This window comes from Roseobacter sp. HKCCD6576-2 (genome assembly GCF_013179285.1).
In the GTDB taxonomy this organism is placed as follows: Bacteria; Pseudomonadota; Alphaproteobacteria; order Rhodobacterales; family Rhodobacteraceae; genus Rhodophyticola; species Rhodophyticola oceani.
This window is the reverse complement of the sequence record NZ_WVNW01000001.1, coordinates 1,407,038-1,428,089: the sequence shown is the minus strand read 5'-3', so window position 1 is coordinate 1,428,089 and position 21,052 is coordinate 1,407,038. Positions and strand designations below refer to the sequence as shown.

The 21,052-nt window shown below is 58.8% G+C and carries 19 protein-coding genes and 1 tRNA gene; 8 read left to right on the top strand and 12 right to left on the bottom strand.

The genetic code is table 11. The features are described from left to right. A partial coding sequence (locus tag GTF44_RS22505) for a calcium-binding protein (RefSeq protein WP_171564023.1) occupies positions 1-3,383 on the bottom strand: 3,383 nt, incomplete at its 3' end. Between the two features lie 1,148 nt (positions 3,384-4,531). Here GTF44_RS22505 and GTF44_RS07045 point away from each other — a divergent pair. Beyond that, a complete protein-coding gene (locus tag GTF44_RS07045; protein ID WP_171558540.1) occupies positions 4,532-4,699 on the top strand; it encodes a hypothetical protein in 168 nt (55 codons plus the stop codon). Positions 4,700-4,792: 93 nt separating this feature from the next. On the opposite strand, the gene GTF44_RS07040 is transcribed toward GTF44_RS07045, so the two are convergent. After that, positions 4,793-4,877: transfer RNA gene (locus tag GTF44_RS07040), tRNA-Leu, on the bottom strand. 219 nt (positions 4,878-5,096) lie between these two features. Here GTF44_RS07040 and GTF44_RS07035 point away from each other — a divergent pair. Continuing rightward, positions 5,097-5,600, top strand: coding sequence for a Hint domain-containing protein (locus GTF44_RS07035; RefSeq protein ID WP_171558538.1), 504 nt, complete (start codon positions 5,097-5,099; stop codon positions 5,598-5,600). 106 nt (positions 5,601-5,706) lie between these two features. Here the strand turns inward: GTF44_RS07035 and GTF44_RS07030 are convergent, their stop codons facing one another. Continuing rightward, entirely contained in the window at positions 5,707-7,317 is a 1,611-nt protein-coding gene (locus GTF44_RS07030) for an NAD(P)H-hydrate dehydratase (protein WP_171558536.1), read from the bottom strand. Positions 7,318-7,490: 173 nt separating this feature from the next. Between GTF44_RS07030 and GTF44_RS07025 the strand changes: the two genes are divergently transcribed. Together GTF44_RS07025 and glnA are read left to right on the top strand one after the other, a co-directional pair. Beyond that, positions 7,491-7,829, top strand: a complete 339-nt coding sequence (locus tag GTF44_RS07025; RefSeq protein WP_145209915.1) for a P-II family nitrogen regulator — start codon at positions 7,491-7,493, stop codon at positions 7,827-7,829. A gap of 63 nt (positions 7,830-7,892) precedes the next feature. Then, on the top strand, positions 7,893-9,299 hold the full coding sequence (gene glnA, locus GTF44_RS07020) for a type I glutamate--ammonia ligase (RefSeq protein ID WP_171558535.1): 1,407 nt from the start codon (positions 7,893-7,895) through the stop codon (positions 9,297-9,299). Between the two features lie 111 nt (positions 9,300-9,410). Here glnA and GTF44_RS07015 read toward each other — a convergent pair whose 3' ends face one another. The 6 genes from GTF44_RS07015 to argS form a co-directional block, all read right to left on the bottom strand. Then, on the bottom strand, positions 9,411-9,629 hold the full coding sequence (locus GTF44_RS07015) for a hypothetical protein (protein ID WP_145209922.1): 219 nt from the start codon (positions 9,627-9,629) through the stop codon (positions 9,411-9,413). A gap of 72 nt (positions 9,630-9,701) precedes the next feature. Then, a complete protein-coding gene (gene scpB / locus GTF44_RS07010; RefSeq protein WP_171558533.1) occupies positions 9,702-10,373 on the bottom strand; it encodes an SMC-Scp complex subunit ScpB in 672 nt (223 codons plus the stop codon). Next, positions 10,370-11,176 (bottom strand): ScpA family protein, encoded by an 807-nt coding sequence (locus tag GTF44_RS07005; protein WP_171558531.1) that lies wholly within the window; start codon positions 11,174-11,176, stop codon positions 10,370-10,372. The genes scpB and GTF44_RS07005 overlap by 4 nt, the downstream gene beginning before the upstream one ends. After that, complete coding sequence (locus tag GTF44_RS07000) at positions 11,169-12,182, bottom strand: glycoside hydrolase family 3 protein (RefSeq protein WP_171558529.1); 1,014 nt, start codon at positions 12,180-12,182, stop codon at positions 11,169-11,171. Before GTF44_RS07000 ends, GTF44_RS07005 begins: the two co-directional genes overlap by 8 nt. Positions 12,183-12,187: 5 nt before the next feature. After that, entirely contained in the window at positions 12,188-13,135 is a 948-nt protein-coding gene (locus GTF44_RS06995) for an SPOR domain-containing protein (RefSeq protein WP_171558527.1), read from the bottom strand. Positions 13,136-13,221: 86 nt separating this feature from the next. Beyond that, on the bottom strand, positions 13,222-14,967 hold the full coding sequence (gene argS, locus GTF44_RS06990) for an arginine--tRNA ligase (protein ID WP_171558526.1): 1,746 nt from the start codon (positions 14,965-14,967) through the stop codon (positions 13,222-13,224). Positions 14,968-15,125: 158 nt separating this feature from the next. On the opposite strand from argS, the gene GTF44_RS06985 reads away from it, so the two are divergent. Then, on the top strand, positions 15,126-15,671 hold the full coding sequence (locus tag GTF44_RS06985) for a hypothetical protein (protein WP_171558524.1): 546 nt from the start codon (positions 15,126-15,128) through the stop codon (positions 15,669-15,671). A 15-nt stretch (positions 15,672-15,686) separates the two neighbouring features. On the opposite strand, the gene GTF44_RS06980 is transcribed toward GTF44_RS06985, so the two are convergent. Next, on the bottom strand, positions 15,687-16,853 hold the full coding sequence (locus GTF44_RS06980; RefSeq protein ID WP_171558522.1) for a deoxyguanosinetriphosphate triphosphohydrolase: 1,167 nt from the start codon (positions 16,851-16,853) through the stop codon (positions 15,687-15,689). Between the two features lie 77 nt (positions 16,854-16,930). On the opposite strand from GTF44_RS06980, the gene GTF44_RS06975 reads away from it, so the two are divergent. From GTF44_RS06975 to xth, 3 genes are all read left to right on the top strand, one after another. Further along, a complete protein-coding gene (locus tag GTF44_RS06975) occupies positions 16,931-17,269 on the top strand; it encodes an iron-sulfur cluster assembly accessory protein (RefSeq protein WP_171558520.1) in 339 nt (112 codons plus the stop codon). Between the two features lie 337 nt (positions 17,270-17,606). Beyond that, a complete protein-coding gene (locus tag GTF44_RS06970) occupies positions 17,607-18,011 on the top strand; it encodes an STAS/SEC14 domain-containing protein (RefSeq protein ID WP_171558518.1) in 405 nt (134 codons plus the stop codon). Positions 18,012-18,311: 300 nt separating this feature from the next. Beyond that, the gene (gene xth / locus GTF44_RS06965) at positions 18,312-19,094 is read left to right on the top strand and encodes an exodeoxyribonuclease III (protein WP_171558516.1); all 783 of its coding nucleotides are present in this window, start codon (positions 18,312-18,314) and stop codon (positions 19,092-19,094) included. On the opposite strand, the gene GTF44_RS06960 is transcribed toward xth, so the two are convergent. Both GTF44_RS06960 and GTF44_RS06955 read right to left on the bottom strand, forming a co-directional pair. Further along, entirely contained in the window at positions 19,091-20,110 is a 1,020-nt protein-coding gene (locus GTF44_RS06960; RefSeq protein WP_171558515.1) for an AbrB family transcriptional regulator, read from the bottom strand. The genes xth and GTF44_RS06960 overlap by 4 nt on opposite strands. Positions 20,111-20,224: 114 nt before the next feature. After that, complete coding sequence (locus tag GTF44_RS06955; RefSeq protein WP_171558513.1) at positions 20,225-20,851, bottom strand: CDGSH iron-sulfur domain-containing protein; 627 nt, start codon at positions 20,849-20,851, stop codon at positions 20,225-20,227. Positions 20,852-21,052: the final 201 nt, after the last annotated feature.

The window sequence follows — 21,052 nt, the reverse complement described above, 5'->3', positions numbered from 1 at the left end:
TAATCGTTTGACCTGAAATGATCGACGATTGTGATGGTCTCGCCATTGCCGAAGGTAATCACGAGGTCTTGCCCCCAGTTTTGACCAAAGACAACGTCACCTGCATTAACGTCACTGAGCACAAGCCAATCAATGGCATTCGTTGGTAAACCATAGTCAGTGATCGTGTACGAGCCGTCCCCCAGCGCGTGATAATAGTGCTCAGCCTCCCTCGATCCGATCACCGTCCCGCTGGCTTTTTGGTCAGCCACGGATTTGTTGCGAATTTCTTGAAGGCCCAAAACCGTGCCGTCAGCGAAGGAAATCTGTTCCAAATCATAATCGTTTGACCTGAAATGATCGACGATTGTGATGGTCTCGCCATTGCCGAAGGTAATCACGAGGTCTTGCCCCCAGTTTTGACCAAAGACAACGTCACCTGCATTAACGTCACTGAGCACAAGCCAATCAATGGCATTCGTTGGTAAACCATAGTCAGTGATCGTGTACGAGCCGTCCCCCAGCGCGTGATAATAGTGCTCAGCCTCCCTCGATCCGATCACCGTCCCGCTGGCTTTTTGGTCAGCCACGGATTTGTTGCGAATTTCTTGAAGGCCCAAAACCGTGCCGTCAGCGAAGGAAATCTGTTCCAAATCATAATCGTTTGACCTGAAATGATCGGTGACCGTAATCGTCTCACCATTGCCGAGGGTGACGACCAGGTCTTGCCCCCAGTTTTGGACAAAGCTTACTTCCGACATAGTCACATCAGTCAGCGCTAAACGGTCAATGACAGTGCCAGAGATTGCATAGTCGAAAATCGTGTACGAACCATCGTCCGGACCATGAACGTAGTTCTCGGCACTGGCCGTGCCAGTGACGAATCCGCTAGCCTTTTGATCTGCGACCGACTTGTCTCGGATATCTTGTGCATCCAGAACGGTGCCGTCAGCGAACTCGATCAACTCGATGGCATTATACGACCACTTGAAGTGATCGATAACCGTAACAGTTTCGTTATTGGCGAAGCTGATCACCAAATCCTGTCCCAAGCTCTGGTCGAATAAGACATCCGCAATGTTGGCATCCGTCAATACCAAACGATCGGGGTTCAAGTTGCTTATAATGCTATAGTCGGTAATCACGTCTGACCCGTCACTGGACGTGTAAAAGTAGGTATCAGCAAGGGCGCTGCCGCTGAGCGTGTCATTACCCTCTCCGCCGATTAGGACGCCTTGGTCGGAAACACTCAACACATCGTCTCCGGCTGTTCCAAATGCTGTTTCTAAACCCTCGAAAGTCGCCCGAATCCCTTCGCTCAGAATGTAAGCTTCCGCTGTACCGTTGGCATCGGCTAGTCCCCGGAGCTTGTCGGCATAAATAGTTGTATTTGGCTCGAGATCGTGGCGCATCATATATAACAGATGTGTTGCGTCTTCTCGCGCGAGGCTCCCAGACTGAATTGATGCCACCAGGCTGTCGAAGAACGGACCAAGGTCGCCCTCCAGGCTTCGTGAAGATGGAGAATAACCCGCAACCAAGTTCGACATCTCAGAAAACAGATGCGCATCGAACAGCGTGTTGAACTCGGCCTGAGTCGTAGAGGTTAACAACGCGTCAGACGCCGCTGACTGTGCCACAAACCGTATTGCCAGTCGTTCAACGAGATCGTCAAACTGTTCTGTTAGTGCGGCAGCTGCGAGGTGGTAAGGATCCGAAGCAAAGATATTGAACCCCCACGTCTGCAAAAATCCCGTCCCGTATGCCTTTTCGAGGAAGGTGAGATGGCGTGCGTCCATACCAATCTCTCCAGGGTTGATATTCGTGTTTCGGCTATCAGGATCGATATGATCCACATCGGCCCAGGCAAGCAGGTAGTCCTCAAACGCGGTCATGAACCCACTGACATTTCCGACCGCCAATAGGTCTAGCAAGGCTTCGGCATCGGCCCGCAGCGTGGCGTCTTGCGAGAGAACCACCCAAGTCGAGGCAATCTGCCCATAGCCGAACAGCACCGGCAGTTTGAAGGCATCTACATGATACTGGAAATCGTCGGGCAGGAGCGCCACCGATGCCCGCGTGTCATTCTCGAAATGCACATCTTCGATGGATGTGTTGGTTCCGTCGCCCCAGGTCACCGTGCTCACATCGGAGACCCAATGGCCCTGATTGGTGAAATCGGTACTGGTCGAATTGAGGCTGATCGAAACGATCCCAGCATCCGCTAGGCCCATCATCTCGCCGGCATCACTGAACCCATCGCCATCAAGGTCTTGCCAGACAATCAAATCGGCATAGACTGCGTCATTTGCGTCGATAACCCCGTCCGCGTTCGCGTCATGGGCGGCGAGCGCGAGGAAGCCATTGGCGAACCCAGTCTGATTGCCGAAAAGCTCGGAATTGTCGTCGATGATCCCGTCACCGTCCACATCGAGCGCCAAGAGCGCGTCGTCCGGGTTCACCCAACCGGTCAGTTCGGCATAGCCGTCAATATTGAGGTCGAAGAATGCGGTGCTATCGGCCAGTGAGACCAGTTCCACGCCGTCGCCATCCATGTCGATGACAAGAGGCGTGACGATCTTGGCAAGGAAGGCGGCTAGCAGAGAAAGATCACCGTTGACGCAGCCTCCGTAGTGGTACCTACCAAATGCCGTTGCTATCATTGCTCCGGCAACGCTTGCAGGTAAAACCAGAAGAGCTAGGGCGCTAAGACCAACTAACGCTAAGTCGTCCGATCCAAGCCAACCTGCTCCCCGATCATCGCTAATATAGTCCGCCGCACCTTCGACGCCATCGTAGTTGAAGTTATCCGTCCAAGGATTGAGTGTATCACCAGTCGGCCAATTTGCGTCAGAAGATGGCATCCTATTTCCATCTTCGTTGCGGGGGTTCGATCCTTGCCAGGCAGCAGGATTAGTCTCCGCCAATAGAATTGGACCAACAACAGTGCCGTCAGGCAGAGTGATGCTTGTTGCGTCCAACGCTTGGAAAAGATCGTCATGAGCTACCCAGTCACCATCATACGAACTCGGCAGCGACGCATTCATTACTTTGTTTACCAATGCGAGCACATCTTCCGTCGAACCATTGATACTCGCGACATATCGACCAATCAGCTCACCCACTGAGTTGTTGTGTCGATCCATGGGCCCATTCGAACCACCGCCAACCTCGTGAAGCTCCAAAAACACATCTGCTATTCCTGGCTCGAACCGTCTATGAAGTTCTGCGGAGATAACAAGATGTCTGTAAGCATCGGCGGGGCCATCTGTACGCCCCGGCAGTTGAGATGCGACCGCAATGTCTTGAGCAAAACTTGCCGTACCGTCAGTGAAGAAGTCGCGAATGCCCTCCGTAGAAAGATCAAAGTCTGGCAATGGGCATGGCTGAGGAACTACGGTCACTGGGATTACTCCGGCGTACTATGTGTCTGATTCCTGCGATCGCAAGAAAACTATCGTGCCGATCGATAGCAGAAGCGGAATTATCAAGGCAAATGATAAAACGAACAAACTAGAGAAGGACCCCTCAGAGAGAGCTCGAAAAATCAAATCCGTTCTAATGGTAATATAAAAGCTCCAAAATAACAGAAATGCAGGTACTAGAAAAATGAGCCCTCCAAGCGACCTAACGAAACTAAGAAAATAAGCTAAAAACGCCAGCGGCAGACCGAATCTAGCCAGTATTGAGTCATCTATCCAACCAACCGACCAAGGCATGAGATACAGCAGACAGCTTACCGCTAGAACATGCGCTTCAAGCGAAAATCGATTGACATACAGCATGGCTGGTCACCTCTTAAGTCTTGCAGATCACTCTTTGGCACTGCGGAAAAGTCTCTTACTAATGCCTATTCTTCTTATCTGACTCGAGACTAGCCATCCAGGTTAAGGTGATAGAAGGCGGTGCTGTCGGCATGGGAGACCAGTTCGACCCCGTCGCCAAGTTCATGTACACTAGACCGTCAAGTTGAGCGTCGACATCATTCGTTAGGCTGGATCGGTTTCTGACAAGCTCACTTAAAAGGGATAGCGGACCACCTCCGTCTGTCATTGCATCAAAACTCTTTACTATCATCCAATTTGCACCATCACTCGCTGCCCGATGGAGATTGTAGATGGGTTTATTGGAGCAGTGTGACATATCAACCTCACAAGGAAATCATTACCCACGCGACTATTAAGCTAGACGCGCATCATTCATCGAGGTCGTTTTCGGAGAAGTCAATTTCGATTTGATTAAATTTTGCCTCTCAAGTCATCCCAAATACTGGCCTGATAGCGAGTGATCGTTTCTGCAACTATTCTGGCTCCCATCTCTTCATGACTTGCGTAAACGCAGCTTTCAGTGCGTCGTTAACGCCCTTTCGGTCCACCACAGCCTCCGTCAAAGGTGATGGCGTGTGCTTCTGATCGAACTCGCCCAACGCAGCGACGTAAACCCTGCTGGCTGCGATCACGGCCTATGCTCCCCACGGGCCGATGCTGGTCCCGCTCAACCGTTCGAACGCTTCCAGATCAATCCAATCTAGCGAGACCGGCCTAAAGCGAAGATGAAGCGCGAGAATCCTGAGGAAGCTCAAGTGAAGGCTCTGGCGGATGCGTTTTCGCTTGGGTGCGGCTGGCTGGTGATCAACTCCGATCAGACTGAGGAGCATGTTTCGCCGAAGGACGTTTATTGGTCCTGTGACGATGAAGAACAGAACAAGCCCGAAACGTGAAAGTATGAAACTATGTGTAAAAACCATTAGATGTGCGGCATATGCGGCACGACAGAAGTGAAAATTCACTTTATATATCAAAATATATCAAAATGGTGCGGGTGGAGGGACTTGAACCCCCACGCCTTGCGGCGCCAGAACCTAAATCTGGTGCGTCTACCAATTTCGCCACACCCGCTTGCGCTGCGCTATGTAGCAGAGGCTTTCCGGGCAGGATAGAGGCAAAACGCATGGCTCGATGACCATCTGGACCAATCGGTGAGAGGAACAAAACCAGCCTCATGCCGGGCGATCTGCGCGGTCTTGGAAAACCTTTTGGGAAACCGCACGTTTTGGAGTAACATCTCGTTAATCAAAATCGAGGCAGAATTGCCCGTGATCCGAGAGCAGGACTCAGATGACCGACCCCTATGACCAGTCTCGCACTGGCACGTCACCCCTTTTGGAGACCCGGCTGGAGGCAGCTTTGCCTCTGGGCACAACCGTTTTAACGCTTGATGGTGCCCTGCCGGTCGAACATCTCACCCCTGGAGATCGGGTGATCACGCGAGATGCGGGCGCGCAGCGTCTTCGCGCCATTATACGTCGGAAAGTGCCGCAGGGGTTGCGCATGGTTCGGGTCGGTCGCGATGCTTTGGGCGGCAAACCTGATGCGGACATCACGCTTTTGCCGCATCAACGCATCCTGATCCGTGATTGGCGCGCCAAGCTGCTCTATGGTGCCCCGCAAGCCAAGGTCGCAGCGGCGCGGCTGATCGATGGCGAGTTTATCAGGTGGGCCACCGACACTCCAACCGACGTGATTTCGCTGCATTTCGAGCGACTGCATATCCTTTATGCGGGCGGGTTGGAGTTACAGAGCGCCAATCCGCATTACGCGCCAGGCTTCGGCGCGCAGTAAATCGAAGACGTGATTCACACACACGCAGGGTTCTCATCACACCATCCGAAAGAGCACAACGCGGGCGCACCCATCCCGCGGCAGCGCGGGCTGAGGATGGCTCCCTTTAGGGGGCCTGACGAGGGGCGCCCGCCCCCTCCAAGGTCCGAAACACCTTTGGCAGCATTTCGGGCAAGTCTTCCGCAATCAGTCCTGGGCCGAACATGCGGGCACATTCCACATGGAGCCACGCCCCCGCCTCCGCGGCCTGTATCGCGTCAAGCCCGCGCGCCATCAGCCCAGAGATAAACCCGGCCAACACATCGCCCGCGCCTGCCGTCGCCAGCCAAGGCGCGGCCCGGTCATAGGCCGCAGAATTGATCGCACAGCGCCCGCTCGGACCCGCGATCACCGTGTCGGGCCCTTTGAACAACACGACACAGCCCGCCCGCGCCGCCGCCTCTCGGGTCGCGTCGACTTTGGAATAGGCCGGGCCCGTTTCAGGTATGGCGTTCAGCTTCTCTGCAATATCTGGGAACAACCGGGCAAACTCGCCCGCATGAGGGGTCAACACGACCTCGTCATGAAGCAAGGCAAAAAACGCCTCCGGCTCCGCCTCGAAGGACGTCAACGCATCGGCATCCAGCACAACCGACCGCTCCGACTGCAACGCAACCGCAACCACCTCCCGCGTCGCCGTACCAACCCCCATCCCAGGGCCGAGACAGAGCGCGTTGATCCGCTCATCCTCCAAAACCGCAGCCAACCCATCAGCGCCATCACATTTCCGCAGCATGATCACGGTCAGTTGTGCCGCGCATTCCATCATCGCCGACTCCGGCGCGGCCACCGTCACCAACCCGGCACCGACTCGGAGCGCACCCCGCGCCGCCAGCCGGGCCGCGCCAGAGTGGCCCATGGGGCCGGAGAGGATCACCGCGTGGCCATGAGTGTATTTGTGCTGATGAGACTCCTTTGCGGCCATCGCGGCATCACCGCCATCCGCCAGCCGAACCAAATTGCCCGGCGGCACGACCAAGTTGCCCCCGACCGCCCGCCCGGATGCGCCCTCGAGCCCAATGCTCTTCACACTCGTTTTGCCGCTGATATCCGCGCCGTCGCTTGCGCGATGCCCGATCTTCTCACGGTGGAATGTCACCGTCAGGTCTGCCGGGATCGCCGTGCCCAAAACGCGGCCGCTATCCGAGCACACTCCACTGGGAATATCCAAAGCGACAACGCGCTCGGAGCTGTCGCGCAAGAAATCTCGCGCTTCGGCGAAGATCGTGAACGGCCCTTGAAAAGGGCGTATCAGGCCCGTCCCAAAGAGCGCGTCGACAAGCAGGTCGACATGCTGCGGGATCACCAGGCTGTTAGTCTCCGATGACGGCAGGTTCACGGCATAGACGCTCACCTCGCCCATCTCCACCCACCGCTCATAATTCACCTTCGCATCCGGCGGCAGCTTGTCCGGATCACCGTAGAGGAACACCTCCACCTCCCAGCCCCACTCTTTCAGCAAGCGGGCCACGACGAACCCGTCGCCGCCATTGTTGCCCGGCCCACAGAGGACCACGGCCTTGTGCGGCGCCGCGGCAAGCTCTGGCCATTCCTCGAAGACCGCCTCGACCACGCCACGTCCGGCGCGTTCCATAAGTTCCAGCCCTGTCACCTGCCCGCTTTCGATCGCGGCGGTTTCGATGGCACGCATCTGCGCCGCCGTTAGCAATTCAGTCACTGGACATCCCTCACGATTCACTTCTGCGTAAAAAATAGGCGCAACGCACAATCTCTCATCGCCACGCGCGGATTCCCCTTCCGGCATGGCCCCTGCGTCATGCTACCCGATTGCTCCAGCCATGTGAAAGTGGTGTCACGGGCGGGCATGCAAGGCGAGGAGGCGCGGGTGTCATGAAGAAGATCGAGGCCATCATCAAACCGTTCAAATTGGACGAGGTGAAAGAAGCCCTGCAAGAGATCGGCATCCAGGGTCTGAGCGTGACCGAGGTCAAAGGCTTCGGCCGCCAGAAAGGCCATACCGAGCTCTATCGCGGCGCCGAATATGTGGTGGATTTCCTGCCCAAAGTGAAAATCGAGGTGGTGCTGGCCGATGATCAGGTCGACGCCGCCATTGAAGCGATTATTGATGCCGCAAAGACCGACAAAATCGGCGACGGCAAAATCTTCGTCTCCCCCATCGAACAGGCGATCCGCATCCGGACCGGCGAGGCCGGCGAAGACGCGCTGTAACATACAGAGAATTTTGGGGCGCTGCCGCCCCAGCAACAGACTCAAACGTCAAGGAAGGTCACGATGAGCAAAGAGAACGTTCTGTCCATGATCAAGGATGAGGATGTCGACTATGTCGATATCCGCTTCACCGATCCGCGCGGCAAGCTGCAACATGTCACGGTCATGTCCGATCAGGTTGATGAGGATTTCCTTGAGGAAGGCTTCATGTTTGACGGCTCGTCGATTGCCGGCTGGAAAGGCATCGAAGCCTCGGACATGAAACTGATGCCCGACACCGAAAGCGCCTATATCGATCCGTTCTATGCGGAAAAGACGCTGTGCCTGCATTGCTCCATCGTTGAGCCCGACACCGGCGAAGCCTATGAGCGCGACCCGCGTGGCACCGCCGAGAAAGCCGAGGCCTATCTGAAATCCTCCGGCATCGGCGATGCGGCGTATTTCGGCCCCGAGGCAGAGTTCTTCCTGTTCGACGATGTGCGCTTCTCGGTCGCGATGAACAAAGTCTCTTACGAGGTCGACGCCCAGGATGCGTCCTGGAACACCGACAGCGAGTATGAAATGGGCAATATGGGCCACCGCGCCGGCGTCAAAGGCGGCTATTTCCCGGTCAACCCGACCGATGCCAGCCATGATCTGCGGTCCGAAATGCTCTCCACCATGAAGCGCATCGGCATGAAGGTCGACAAGCACCACCACGAAGTGGCCTCGTGCCAGCACGAGCTTGGCCTGATCTTCGACAGCCTGACCAAACAGGCCGATGAGCTGCAGAAATACAAATACATCATCCACAATGTGGCACACGCCTATGGTAAATCGGCAACCTTCATGCCGAAGCCAATCGCGGGCGATAACGGCACGGGCATGCATGTGAACATGTCGATCTGGAAAGACGGCAAGCCTTTGTTCGCGGGCGACAAATATGCCGATCTGTCGGATGAGGCGCTGTATTTCATCGGTGGTGTGCTGAAACATGCCAAAACGCTGAACGCGTTCACCAACCCGTCAACCAACAGCTACAAGCGCCTGATCCCGGGTTTTGAAGCGCCGGTTCTGCGCGCCTATTCGGCCCGCAACCGCTCCGGTTGTGTCCGTATTCCGTGGACGGAAAGCCCGAAAGCCAAGCGCGTCGAAGCGCGGTTCCCCGACCCCTCGGCGAACCCCTATCTCTGCTTCGCAGCTCTGCTGATGGCGGGCCTCGACGGTATCCAGAACAAAATCCACCCCGGCGATCCGTCGGACAAAGACCTCTACGATCTGCCGCCGGAAGAGCTGGCCGGCATCCCAACCGTCTGCGCCTCGCTGCGCGAAGCGCTTGAGGCTTTGGAAGCGGATCATGACTTCCTTCTGGCCGGTGACGTGTTCACCAAAGACCAGATCGAAGGCTATATGGAGCTGAAATGGGAAGAGGTGTACGCGTTCGAACACACCCCGCACCCGGTGGAATACCTGAACTATTACAGCTGCTGATTGCAGGTGGAGCAAAACACAAAAGGGCGCCCGCGGTGGCGCCCTTTCATCTTAGAAAGATGGCTTTGAAGCTGGCCGATCAACAGATCCAGCGCCGGTGAACCCGGTGACCTAGAACCGCGTGAACCGCGAGGCCCGGCGCATCATGCGCATGGCTTGGCGGGTGTTTTGCTGACTATTCTGCACTTTCTCACGCTGCTCTGGCGTCATCGCGTTTTCGCGGTCTTGGCCCTGACCCCGGCGCGATACGCGATCAATGCCCGCATCCACGCCGCGATTGACCACGCGTCGAATGATGCGGTTGATCACCATGGTGATGATACGGTCCATGTTTTGCGCCTCCATTTCGGTGCTGCCGCTTAATATAGGGCAAATATCGGCAAAAATCAGGCGCAAAGGCCGTCATTCGCCAAATAGCTCGTCCTGGCCATCATCTTCGGGGCCATCATCGAGTTCGGCGAGATCATCTTCGCCGCCCGGACCTGGCATCATTGAAGGCGGCAGGCGGCTGTCGAGAAGCCCCGCCGAACGGAGTTCTTTCAGGCCCGGCAAATCCCGAGCGCTTTCCAGCCCGAAATGATCAAGGAACCCTTGCGTCACAACATAGGTTACAGGGCGCCCCGGAGTCATCTTCCGCCGACCGAACCGGACCCACTCCATCTCGATCAACTGATCCACCGTGCCCCGGCTGACGGAAACGCCGCGGATTTCTTCGATCTCAGCACGTGTGACCGGCTGATGATAGGCGATAATCGCAAGCGTCTCGATCGCCGCGCGGCTGAGTTTGCGGGTCTCGACCGTCTCCCGGCTCATCAGAAACCCAAGATCGGCGGCCGTGCGGATCGCCCAGGCATCGCCGACCTTAGCGACGCTCACCCCCCGACCCTCATAGCGGCGGCGGAGCAGCACCAGCGCCTCGGCGGCATCGCAGCCATGCGGCATCCGCGCCTCCATCTCGCGCGTGCTCATCGGCTCCGTGCTGGCAAAGAGCATCGCCTCAACCATGCGTTCTTGTTCGGCCAAAGGCGGGGCCTGAAACAGGCTCTCTTCGGTATCTTGGTCTGCGTCGCTCATGCGGGATCGTCTTTTCGTTTCAATTGGATCGGCGCGAAAGTCTCGGCCTGCCGGATCGTCACCTTGCCCGCCTTGGCCAGCTCCAACGCGGCGGCAAATGTGGACGCAGTGGCGGAGCGGCGGCGCTTTGGATCAAGCTCCCACCCTTCCGGGATATAGGAAGAAATATCGGTCCAATCCCCCGCGAACCCAATCAATCCGCGCATCCGGTCCAGCGCTTCTTCCATGGTAAACACGCTGTCGCGGTCCATCGTGAAGGGGCGGAACTCGTCGCGGGTGCGGATCCGTGCATAGCCCTGCATCAAGTCGATCAGACTGGCGGTATAGGTGACTTTGCGCGCGGTTGTGATGTCTTCCGGCAGGCCGCGCACAAACCGGTCGCGCCCCAGGCGGTTGCCCGCCATCAACTTGGCCGCACATTCCCGCATCGCCGCCAAACGTTCGAGCTGAAACGCCAGATGCGCTGCCATTTCCTCGCCTGATGGGCCTTCTTCGGTCGGGTCCGGCGGCAAGAGCAGGCGGGATTTCAGGAAGGCCAACCAGGCGGCCATCACCAGATAATCGGCGGCCAGCTCAATCCGCAGCGTGCGCGCCTTCTCCACAAAGACCAGGTATTGCTCGGCCAATTGCAGGACCGAGACCTTGCGCAAATCGACCTTCTGGGTGCGCGACAGCATCAAGAGCAGATCGAGCGGCCCTTCAAACCCGTCGACATCGACGATCAACGCCTCGGCGGCGCGTCGCTCGGCGACCGCGTCCCATTCCGCGTCATTGTCATTTGCCGGTGTCGGAATCTCAGCCATAAACCTGCCCGTCCAGAAGCGTCGCAAGGTCGGCTTCCACGGCCTCAATGTCAAGCGGATCAGGGGCGCGACGCCACGCGAGCGCTGCTTCGGTGCGGGTCTTCGCGGGGCCGTCTAGATCACCGCTGGCCGCCACGACCTCTTCCATTTCGGCGCGTTTGCCATTGCAATGCAGAATGATATCGCAGCCTGCGCCGCGCGCGCCTGCGGCCCGCTCGGCCAAGCGCCCCGGCAACGCCCCCATGGAAAGATCATCGGTCATCAAGAGCCCGTCAAAGCCGATCTCCTCGCGGATCAGCGTGATCAGGTGCGGCGACATGGTGGCCGGCAAGCCATCTTCAATCGCCTCATAGACGATATGCGCCGTCATCCCCATCGGCAGGTCAGAGAGCGGTTTGAACGCCGCGAAATCCACGGCGCGGAGTTCGTCCAACGGCGCCGCCACACGCGGCAAGCTTTTGTGACTGTCCACCTCGCCCAACCCATAGCCGGGCAGATGTTTGAGAACCGGCAAAACGCCGCCCGCCAAGAGGCCATCGGCAACGGCGCGGGCAGTTTCAACCACATCTGGCACGTCCTCTCCGTAAAGCCGGTTCAGAAGGACGGGGTGCGTTGTCTCTCGCGCCACATCGGCCAGAGGCGCGCAGTTCACGTCAATCCCAACGGCCCGCAATTCATCCGCGATCAGCCGGGCGCGGAGCCGCATGGACCGCGCCGCGCCCTCCGGTCCGGCGTGCCGCACCTGGTCCAGCGCCGGGTGCCATTGCCGCCAATGAGGTGGTCCCATCCGCTGCACGCGACCGCCCTCCTGATCGATCAGGATCGGCGCGTCCCGCCCAACTGCGGCGCGCAAATCATCCGTCAGGCGGCGCAGTTGGGCCGGGGTCTCGATATTGCGAGCGAAAAGGATGAAGCCCCACGGTTGCGCACCCGCAAAAAACGCGGCTTCGTCTTCGGATAGGACCGGGCCCAAACAACCAAGAATGGTGGCTGAGGCCCCGGCCATATGGCTTAGCGCACCGTGACCGGGATACAAGCCGCGCCCTGCGCCAAAAGCGTTGTGCAGAAGCGCCGCGCATCGCTCAGATCCGTGAAGCCATGGGCGCGAAGCCGGTAGAACTCCCGCCCGCCAGACACCGCCGGTTGGACGATCCGCGAGCGCCCATCAAAGAAATCGGGGAAGCTGCCGGTCAACCGTTCCCATTCGGACCGGGCGGTTTCTTCGTCATCAAAGGCGCCAAGCTGCACCAGCCGTGTCCCCGATGTCAGCGTATTTGGATCAATCTCCGCGCTGGCCGCGGGCGTCGGCGCGGTCGGCGCCGCAAGGCTGGCAACCTGCACATTGGCCGGACGGCCCGTCGGGCGCGGCGAATTTCGTACCCCGGGCACCGAGATCGGGATCACCGCGATGGTTTCGCGGGTCGGCGCGGCAACGGCATCTTCCGCCACAACTCCTGCCTCTGCATTTTCGGCGGCAGGGGCCGCAGCTTCGTCCTGGATGAGCCGGTCAATCAAAGCCAAGGTCGCCTCGCTCGCCGCTTCTGGGGTCGGGGCTGAGGCCGTCGCCTCGGGCACAACCTCTGTCGTCACCTCAGGCAGGCTGGCCGAGCTGATATCCACTTCGGTCAGCTCCACCGGCGGCGGCGCCAAAACGATCCGATCCGCCGCAGGTTCGGCCTCTTGCCCCTCGGCAATGCGGTTAACCGCCAAACCTTGATGATCCGCTTGACTGCCGCCGGGGTTTTCCGGGGCCACCCGCATCGCGCCTTCCAGCGCGCGGATCACCGGGACCCCGGCCACATCGCGCACTGTTAACTGCCAAGCCCAAACCGCCATGCCTGCGATCAGCCCAAATGAAACCAGCGCCCCGGCCCAATTGACCAAGGTGCCAAAGCGCGACGGCTCCACCTGCGGTGGAGACGCATAGGCCTCTTCCTCGAAATACTCGATATCTGCCATGCCTGCCCTCTTTTGCCCGGCACTGGCGCGCCGGGGGTCTTGCCTGCTCGGCCCCACCAGCGCGCTTTGTTTATCGAGGTCTCGCCTCAGCGCATTTCGTTAAGCGGGGTCACCCCTAAAATACCAAGACCTGATGAAATAACAACGGCTACGGCACGAATCAGCGCAAGTTTTGCCAATGTTGCTGTTTCGTCATCCTCTTGCAGGAAGCGCAAAGACGGGTCGGCATTGCCTTTGTTCCAAAGGCCATGGAATTCGGAGGCCAGATCGAAGAGGTAAAACGCCACCCGATGCGGCTCATGCGTGCTGGCCGCGATTTCAACCAGACGCGGCCATTCCGCGAGCTTGCCCGCCAGCGCGAGTTCCGCTGGATCGGAGATCGCCGAAAGGTCCGCCGCAGCAAGAACCGCGTCATCCGTTGCAATCCCGGCCTCCGCTGCTTTGCGCAACACCGACGCGATCCGGGCATGGGCATATTGCACATACCAGACCGGGTTTTCTTTCGATTGCTCCGTCACTTTCTCAACGTCGAAATCAAGCGGTGCATCGTTTTTCCGGGTGAGCATGACAAAGCGGGTCACATCCGGCCCAACCAGATCGACCACATCGCGCAGGGTCACAAAGGTGCCCGCCCGTTTCGACATTTTCAGCTCTTCATCGCCGCGCCGCAGCTTGACCAACTGCGTCAGCTTGACGTCGAGCGGCACTTGGCCATCCGACAGCGCCGAAACGGCCGCCTTCATCCGTTTGACATAGCCGCCATGATCGGCGCCAAACACATCGATAAGCTCATCGAAACCCCTGGAAACCTTATCAAAATGATAAGCTATGTCCGGCGCGAAATAGGTCCAGGAGCCATCGGATTTCTTCACCGGACGGTCGACATCATCGCCATGCTCGGTGGATTTGAACAGCGTCTGCTCGCGCGGCTCCCAATCTTCGGGCTTCTTGCCTTTCGGGGGCTCAAGCACGCCTTCATAGATCAGGCCCTTGCCGCGCAGATCGTCGATCGCGGCTTCGATCCGGCCCGTGCCATAAAGCGATTTCTCGGAGTAAAACACGTCCATCTCGACGCCCAATTGCGCCAAGTCGGAGCGGATCATCTCCATCATCGTTTCAGTCGCGAACTCCCGTATGTCGGCCAGCCAAAACTCTTCGCCCTTATCGACAAACGCATCGCCAACCTTGTCTTTTAACGCCTGGCCAACGTCGATCAGGTAATCGCCCGGATAGGTGCCGTCTTCAAACGCAACTTCCTGGCCATGCGCCTCCAGGTAACGCAGATAGACTGAGCGGGCGAGCACATCGACCTGCCCACCGCCATCGTTGATGTAGTATTCGCGGGTGACGTCATGGCCGGTGAAATCCAGCAGACTGGCTAGCGCGTCGCCAAACACCGCGCCGCGTGTGTGGCCCACATGCAAGGGCCCGGTCGGGTTGGCCGAGACATATTCGACATTCACCTTACGGCCGGCCCCCATCGTGGAACGGCCAAAACCGGTGCCAGTTTGCACCACATCGCGGATCACTCCACGCCAAGTCTCGGCAGAGAGCCGCAAGTTGATAAAGCCCGGGCCTGCCACCTCAGCGGTCTCAATCCGGGGGTCTGCGCCCAGTTTCACCGACAAAGCTTCGGCAATATCGCGCGGTTTCTGCCGGGCGGGTTTCGCCAACACCATCGCGGCATTGGTTGCCATATCCCCATGGGCGGCATCGCGCGGCGGCTCCACGGTGACGTTTCGCATGTCCAATCCGGCGGGCAGATGGCCATCGGCCACCAGGGCATCGAGGCTTTCCAGAACAAGCGCGCGGATATCGGCAAATAGGGTCATCGGGGCATCTTTCGGGAAACAATTGCGCGGGGGTGTATCACGGGCAGGGCCGAGGTCAATTGCGGTTCCCGGATCGTTGCATATGAAAGATATGTGGCGAGGCGGCGAGCAGTCTGGCAGTCTCGGCCCATCTCAACAGCGATGGGAGCGTCCTTATCATGCGTATCTTGACTCCGCTTCTCCTATGCACGGCCCTCTCTGTGCCTGCACTCGCGGAAGTTCCTGCACCGACCGGCGCCACGATCCTCACCCTTGCCGGCGCGATCCCAGAGGGGAACCGTGGCCCCTCGACCGAAGACGATATCACGGTTTTGGGCCGGATGGGTTTGAGCTTCGAGACCGGGGTCGCGCTTGATGCGGCAATGCTGGCCGCCCTGCCCGAGGTCGAAATCACCACGATGATGCCAGATGACGAAACACCCGCAACATTTGCTGGCCCCAGGCTTTCGGCAGTGATGGAAATGGCAGGCGCAGCTGGCCGGTCGGCCTTTCCAACGGCGCTTGACGGGTATCAGGTCGAAATCCCGTGGGAGATGACCGAGACCTATGAACCGATCTTGGCCACGCATCTGGACGGGGTGCCTCTGGGCATTGGTGATCTGGGGCCGATCATCGTGATCTTTCCAGTGGTGGACGATCCGGAAATGTCCGAGATCTTCGTATCGCTTCAGGTTTGGGCGACCTTCTTTATTGACGTGGAATAGACCCTTACCGCAGGGTTATCCGTGTTTTGTCACGGTCGTTGGCGTGCCGGTGACAAGGTCTGCGTGCCTCTGAAGCGCGAAGCGATCTGTCATACCGGCGATGTAATCGGCCACGATCCGGGCCAGTGCGATCTCGCCCTCCGCCTCTTCCACATCCTTGCGCCACTGCTTCGGCAAGGCCTCCGGATGGGCCATGAAATACGGAAAGAGGTCGTTGACCACCTGCGTCACCTCTGCGCGCATCTCGATCACCCCTGGCGCGCGGTACATGCGTTTGAACAGAAACGCCCGGATCAGGTTGAGATCCGCCCAAAGCGCATCGGAAAACCGGATCACACCGCGCCCTGCCCCGCGGATATCGGCCACGCTCTGCGGCGCGATTTCGGCCAGATTGCCCCGCGCCACCGCAATCACATCCTCGACCAAAACGCCGAAGAACCGCCGCAGCGCCTCATGCCGCCGCTTGTAGTAGTTCAGCCCCGGATAGCGCTGATCGACTTCTGCAAAGCAATCCTGCAAAATCGGGAGCTCCGCCAGCTCATCAGTCGAAAACAGCTCGGCGCGGAGCCCATCATGTAGATCGTGATGGTTGTAGGCGACATCATCGGCAATCGCAGCCACTTGCGCTTCCGCACTCGCATGGGTGTCGAGTTCCAGATCATGGCGTGCGTTATAGGCGGCCAAAGCATAGGGCAGATCGCCTGTGACCGGGCCGTTATGTTTCGCCAGCCCTTCCAAGGTTTCCCATGTCAGGTTCAGCCCATCAAACTCCGCATAGTGCCGCTCTAGGGAGGTTACGATGCGGATCGCCTGCGCATTGTGATCGAACCCGCCATAAGGTGCCATCAGATCGGCCAAGGCATCTTCACCGGTATGCCCAAAGGGCGTGTGGCCGAGATCATGGGCCAAAGCCAAGGCTTCGGTGAGTTCCGCATTCAGCCCCAAAACGCCCGAGATCGTTCGCGCCACCTGCGCCACCTCAATCGAATGGGTCAGCCGCGTGCGATAGTAATCGCCCTCATGTTCCACAAAAACTTGCGTCTTATGTTTCAGCCGCCGAAAGGCCGACGCGTGGATGATCCGATCGCGGTCGCGCTGAAAACAGGAGCGAAACGTGCTTTCCTCCTCCGCAACCAGCCGCCCACGGCTCTCCGCAGGGTCGCATGCATATACCGCCAGCATCGATGTCTCCTTGTCGCCCCCGTTGCCGGTCCATATATTCGGTTCAAACCCGATGCGACACCGCCCGGAGCTTAAAAATGACCCTGACGCTGACTGTTCCGCCAAAAGTAACGCCTCGCGCCTTCGAGCGTCTGGCCGAAATCAACGAGGATGCGGATGCGCCCAAAGCGCTGCGTGTGGCGGTCGAGGGTGGCGGCTGTTCTGGATTTCAATATGAAATCAAGCTCGACGAGCCCGCCGAGGATGATTTGGTGCTGGAAGGCGAAGGCCAAAAAGTGGTCGTCGATAGCGTGTCGTTGCCGTTCCTGGCCGACGCGGTGATCGACTTCAGCGAAGAACTCATCGGCGCGCGGTTCACCATCGAGAACCCAAATGCCTCGTCGTCCTGCGGCTGCGGCACGTCGTTTTCGATGTAGTGACCTAAAGAACGCGCCGAACCATTTGGCGACGCTTGGATGCCTCCGGCGGGGATATTTGAGAAGCAGAGAAGACCGGACCGGGTCCACCCCCACTGTCCCGGAGGCACGGTGGGGGCTTCTCCGCTTACGGCCATCGGCGTCCCCGCCTGTACCGCAAGTCGAGATTAGCGGCGCATGGTTAATCAAACCTGAAGGGCCCTTCTCTGCTTCTCAAATATCCCGGGGGAGTCGCGGCACGCGACGGGGGCTGGCCCCCTCCTCGGCCCGATTGACGCAGATCATGGTGCGGTTTAGCGGAACCCGCCAGCGTTAGCCCATAATAAGGAGACGGCGGATGAGCACACCCAGTTTCAGCAGCAATTTGGAAACCCCAAACCTTTTGGTGATCGAGGCGCATGGAAGTCTGGATGCCGTGGGGATGGAAGTGACGCTTGATATGCTGGTGCGCGAGATGGAGGGCATGCATCATGGCGGCGTCCTGATGCGTGCCGAAGCCGTCGCCTGGCCAAGCCTGGGCGCTATCGGCGTCGAGTTGCGCCATTGGGTGCAGTTGATGGCGATGATCGAGAAGGTCGACAAGGTGGCGGTTCTGACCGATCAGACCTGGGTCAAAGCGGTCGCTGGTGTCGAAAGCGCGCTACTGCCCAACCTGGTGATCAAGAGCTTCGCGCCTGATGATGAAGACGCCGCGCGCACCTGGTTGGCAGTCTCGGATGAGAGCGAAAGCGTGACCGGCTAGCAACAGCGCCTAGTGGCGTTGCGTATGGGCGCTTCGCTCGCATCGGGTAGGGCCACATCAGATGGGACCGATGCGAGGGGCTTATGCTCTGGACACTGCCATCGGAGGCCAGCGCCGGTTGCACGCTGTCGGGCTTGGCCGCGTGTGGCTTTGGCAGAGCGAGGGCCTCATCGGGACGAAACCGGATCGCGCGCTCAAGCCTAAGCCACTTAGGTGGATTCGAACTCGGGGAATTCCCGTCAGCGCTTGGCATTCCTGATCCGTCGAGGCAAAACGGTGGGAGCCGAGGGAGATGCGCCAATGAAAATCGCCACATTCAACATCAATGGGATCAAGGCGCGGGCCCTGGCCCTTCCCGATTGGCTGGATGAGGCGAAACCCGATGTGGCGCTCTTGCAGGAGATCAAAACCGTCGATGAGGGCTTCCCGCGCGAGATTTTCGAAGAGCGCGGATACAATGTGGAAACCCATGGCCAGAAGAGCTTCAACGGCGTTGCGATCCTGTCGAAATACCCGCTGGAAGATGTCGTCCGCGGCTTACCCGGCGATGAAAGCGATGAGCAAGCACGCTGGATCGAGGCGACCGTGATGGGAGAGGATGCCGCAGTACGGGTCTGCGGCCTCTACTTGCCCAACGGCAATCCGGCGCCGGGGCCGAAATATGACTATAAGCTTGCCTGGATGGCCCGGATGGAGGCGCATGCAAGGGCGCTGCTGGCCACCGAAATGCCGGTGGTTTTGGCGGGCGACTACAACGTGATCCCGCAAGATGAGGACGCGGCCCGCCCCGAGGTCTGGCAAGAAGATGCGCTGGCCCGTCCTGAGAGCCGCGCGGCATTTCGGCGGATTTTGAACCTGGGCTATACCGAAGCGTTCCGAGCACGGGTGTTTGGGCCTGGGCATTACTCGTTTTGGGATTATCAAGCCGGGGCTTGGAACAAGAATGACGGCATTCGGATCGATCATTTGCTGCTCAGCCCGCAAGCCGCCGATCTGATGCGCGATGTGCGGATCGACCACGAGGTACGCGGCCGGGAGAAACCCTCGGACCATGTGCCGGTCTGGATCGATTTGGCGGCTTAGGTTTCCTTGCGGTCCATCTGGATAAAGGCCGGGACCAAGAAAGTCAGAAACAGCAATCGATAGACATGATGCAGCGCGGTAAAGGCCGGGTCTGCGCCCAGCATGATCGAGAGCGCCGCCATCGTCTCCAACCCGCCCGGCGCAAAGGCGATCATCAAATCGGTAAGCGGCAGCGCGGTCATTTGATTGACCAATAGGGCCGCGATCAGCGTGGTGACCAGAGCGAGCGCCGTCAGAACACCCGACGCCGCGGCCGCGCGGGCCACAAGGTTTAGGGTGACGCCGGAAAACCGAGTACCGATAAGCGTGCCCATGACGGCGAAAGTTGGGACCGCGATCCAAATCGGCATGCCGCCTTCGACCACGCCCGCGCCATGCGCCAAGGTTGAAATGACCATCCCCGCCAGAAGCAGCGCCGCCGGGACATTCCAGCGCTTCAGTATCAACCCGATGCCGGTTGCCAAAACCAGGACACCCGCCAGCGCGAGGATTGGCATCGCGGCCATAGGAGATTGGCTCATCGACAGATCCGCTTCGGTGATCAACGCGACGACAGCGGGGACCAGAAGGGTCAGGATCAGCACGCGCAAAGACTGGATCACCGCAACGATGGGAATATCTGCTTTCACCTCGGTCGAGAGCGACAGGATAAAGCTGAGATGCCCGGGTGTGGCGGCCAAACGGGCGGTATTTTGGTCATAGGCGAAGAGGCGTTGCACGCTCCAAGCTCCGCCAAAGAAGATCACCAGAAGTAGCACCGACAAAACCACCAGCGGCAACGGCCATTGCCGCGCGGCCTCCACCACTTCGGGCGTCACACCTGCGCCCATCCCGATCCCCAAAAGCACAAAACACGTGTCACGGAGTGGGATCGGAATGTCCGTTTTCACCCCCATCAACGAGGCAAAAGAGACCAAAGCCGCAGGGCCGGTCAAAAACGGTGCTGGGATGCCGAGCGCCCAAGCCAACGCGGCGCCGATCGCCCCGATCACCAGGGTCGTCAGAGTGATTCTCATGCGGTCTCGCTTGAGGGAATGTCTGTATGTGCCATGTCTTTGGCGTGGCACTGTCCCAAGGTCAAGTCACCCGCGCCACAGAGGCGATGCCCCTCAATCGCGACCAATCATCAGCTAGTCGGTGGTGAAACCAGCCTCTTTGTGGCTGCCATCGCAATAAGGCTTGTTGCTGGAAGCCCCACAGCGGCACAGATAGAACTTGGTTGTGGTATCCACTTGCCGGCCCGAGCCCGCCACCACTTCGAGATTGCCCGAGATAATCACCGGCCCATTCGGCGCGACCCGCACATTCAGCGGTCCATCCCGCGCCTCTAACGGTTCCGCCGCATCATTGGAGGCCGGTTCCGACGTCGCCTCGAGCCCGGCCTGAATATGGGAGTTATCGCAATAGGGTTTATTGGCCGATTTCCCACAGCGGCAGAGCGTGGCGCGGCTCCGCGTCTCATCACCGATGACGATCTCACCATGCAGCTCCACTGGACCGTTTTCCCAAAGCCGCGCGGTGTTGACCTCCGGCAGCGGCTCCTCCGGTCCGTCCTTCCGCGTGTAGCTCAGCGCGCCGGAGGGGCAGGCTTCGATCACCCGGACCAGCGCCTCGGTGTCGGCCTGATCGGCCAGGATCCATCCGCCTTTGGTGCCCGGCTTGAACACATTCGGCAGGCCCAACACACAGCGGCGGGCATGGATACAGGTCTTGGCGTCAAATTCGATTGTCAGATCATCGGTTTCGACCGGGCGCATGGAGATCTCCATTGGCTGAGGGAAAGATACACAATGCACAAAGAGAACCACAGCGCGGAGGCTTGGGGCAATAGATTTGCGCGCCGCCTTCTCCGCAAGCTCAATAGGTTAATCCTAAGGCAATCCTCGGGCCTTCGGACGACAAGATCGAGCGGCACGCCTTGCCAACGGAAAATTCCCGGGCATACTCAGGCGCATAAC

Coding starts and splice junctions, on each gene's coding strand:
- GTF44_RS07005 (WP_171558531.1), bottom strand. CDS start 11,176: ATGGCTGAGATTCCGACACCGGCAAATGACAATGACGCGGAATGGGAC.
- glnA (WP_171558535.1), top strand. CDS start 7,893: ATGAGCAAAGAGAACGTTCTGTCCATGATCAAGGATGAGGATGTCGAC.
- GTF44_RS06985 (WP_171558524.1), top strand. CDS start 15,126: ATGCGTATCTTGACTCCGCTTCTCCTATGCACGGCCCTCTCTGTGCCT.
- argS (WP_171558526.1), bottom strand. CDS start 14,967: ATGACCCTATTTGCCGATATCCGCGCGCTTGTTCTGGAAAGCCTCGAT.
- GTF44_RS07045 (WP_171558540.1), top strand. CDS start 4,532: ATGAAGCGCGAGAATCCTGAGGAAGCTCAAGTGAAGGCTCTGGCGGAT.
- GTF44_RS06955 (WP_171558513.1), bottom strand. CDS start 20,851: ATGCGCCCGGTCGAAACCGATGATCTGACAATCGAATTTGACGCCAAG.
- GTF44_RS07035 (WP_171558538.1), top strand. CDS start 5,097: ATGACCGACCCCTATGACCAGTCTCGCACTGGCACGTCACCCCTTTTG.
- GTF44_RS07015 (WP_145209922.1), bottom strand. CDS start 9,629: ATGGACCGTATCATCACCATGGTGATCAACCGCATCATTCGACGCGTG.
- GTF44_RS06980 (WP_171558522.1), bottom strand. CDS start 16,853: ATGCTGGCGGTATATGCATGCGACCCTGCGGAGAGCCGTGGGCGGCTG.
- GTF44_RS07025 (WP_145209915.1), top strand. CDS start 7,491: ATGAAGAAGATCGAGGCCATCATCAAACCGTTCAAATTGGACGAGGTG.
- scpB (WP_171558533.1), bottom strand. CDS start 10,373: ATGAGCGACGCAGACCAAGATACCGAAGAGAGCCTGTTTCAGGCCCCG.
- GTF44_RS06960 (WP_171558515.1), bottom strand. CDS start 20,110: ATGAGAATCACTCTGACGACCCTGGTGATCGGGGCGATCGGCGCCGCG.
- GTF44_RS07000 (WP_171558529.1), bottom strand. CDS start 12,182: ATGGCCGGGGCCTCAGCCACCATTCTTGGTTGTTTGGGCCCGGTCCTA.
- GTF44_RS06975 (WP_171558520.1), top strand. CDS start 16,931: ATGACCCTGACGCTGACTGTTCCGCCAAAAGTAACGCCTCGCGCCTTC.
- GTF44_RS06995 (WP_171558527.1), bottom strand. CDS start 13,135: ATGGCAGATATCGAGTATTTCGAGGAAGAGGCCTATGCGTCTCCACCG.
- xth (WP_171558516.1), top strand. CDS start 18,312: ATGAAAATCGCCACATTCAACATCAATGGGATCAAGGCGCGGGCCCTG.
- GTF44_RS06970 (WP_171558518.1), top strand. CDS start 17,607: ATGAGCACACCCAGTTTCAGCAGCAATTTGGAAACCCCAAACCTTTTG.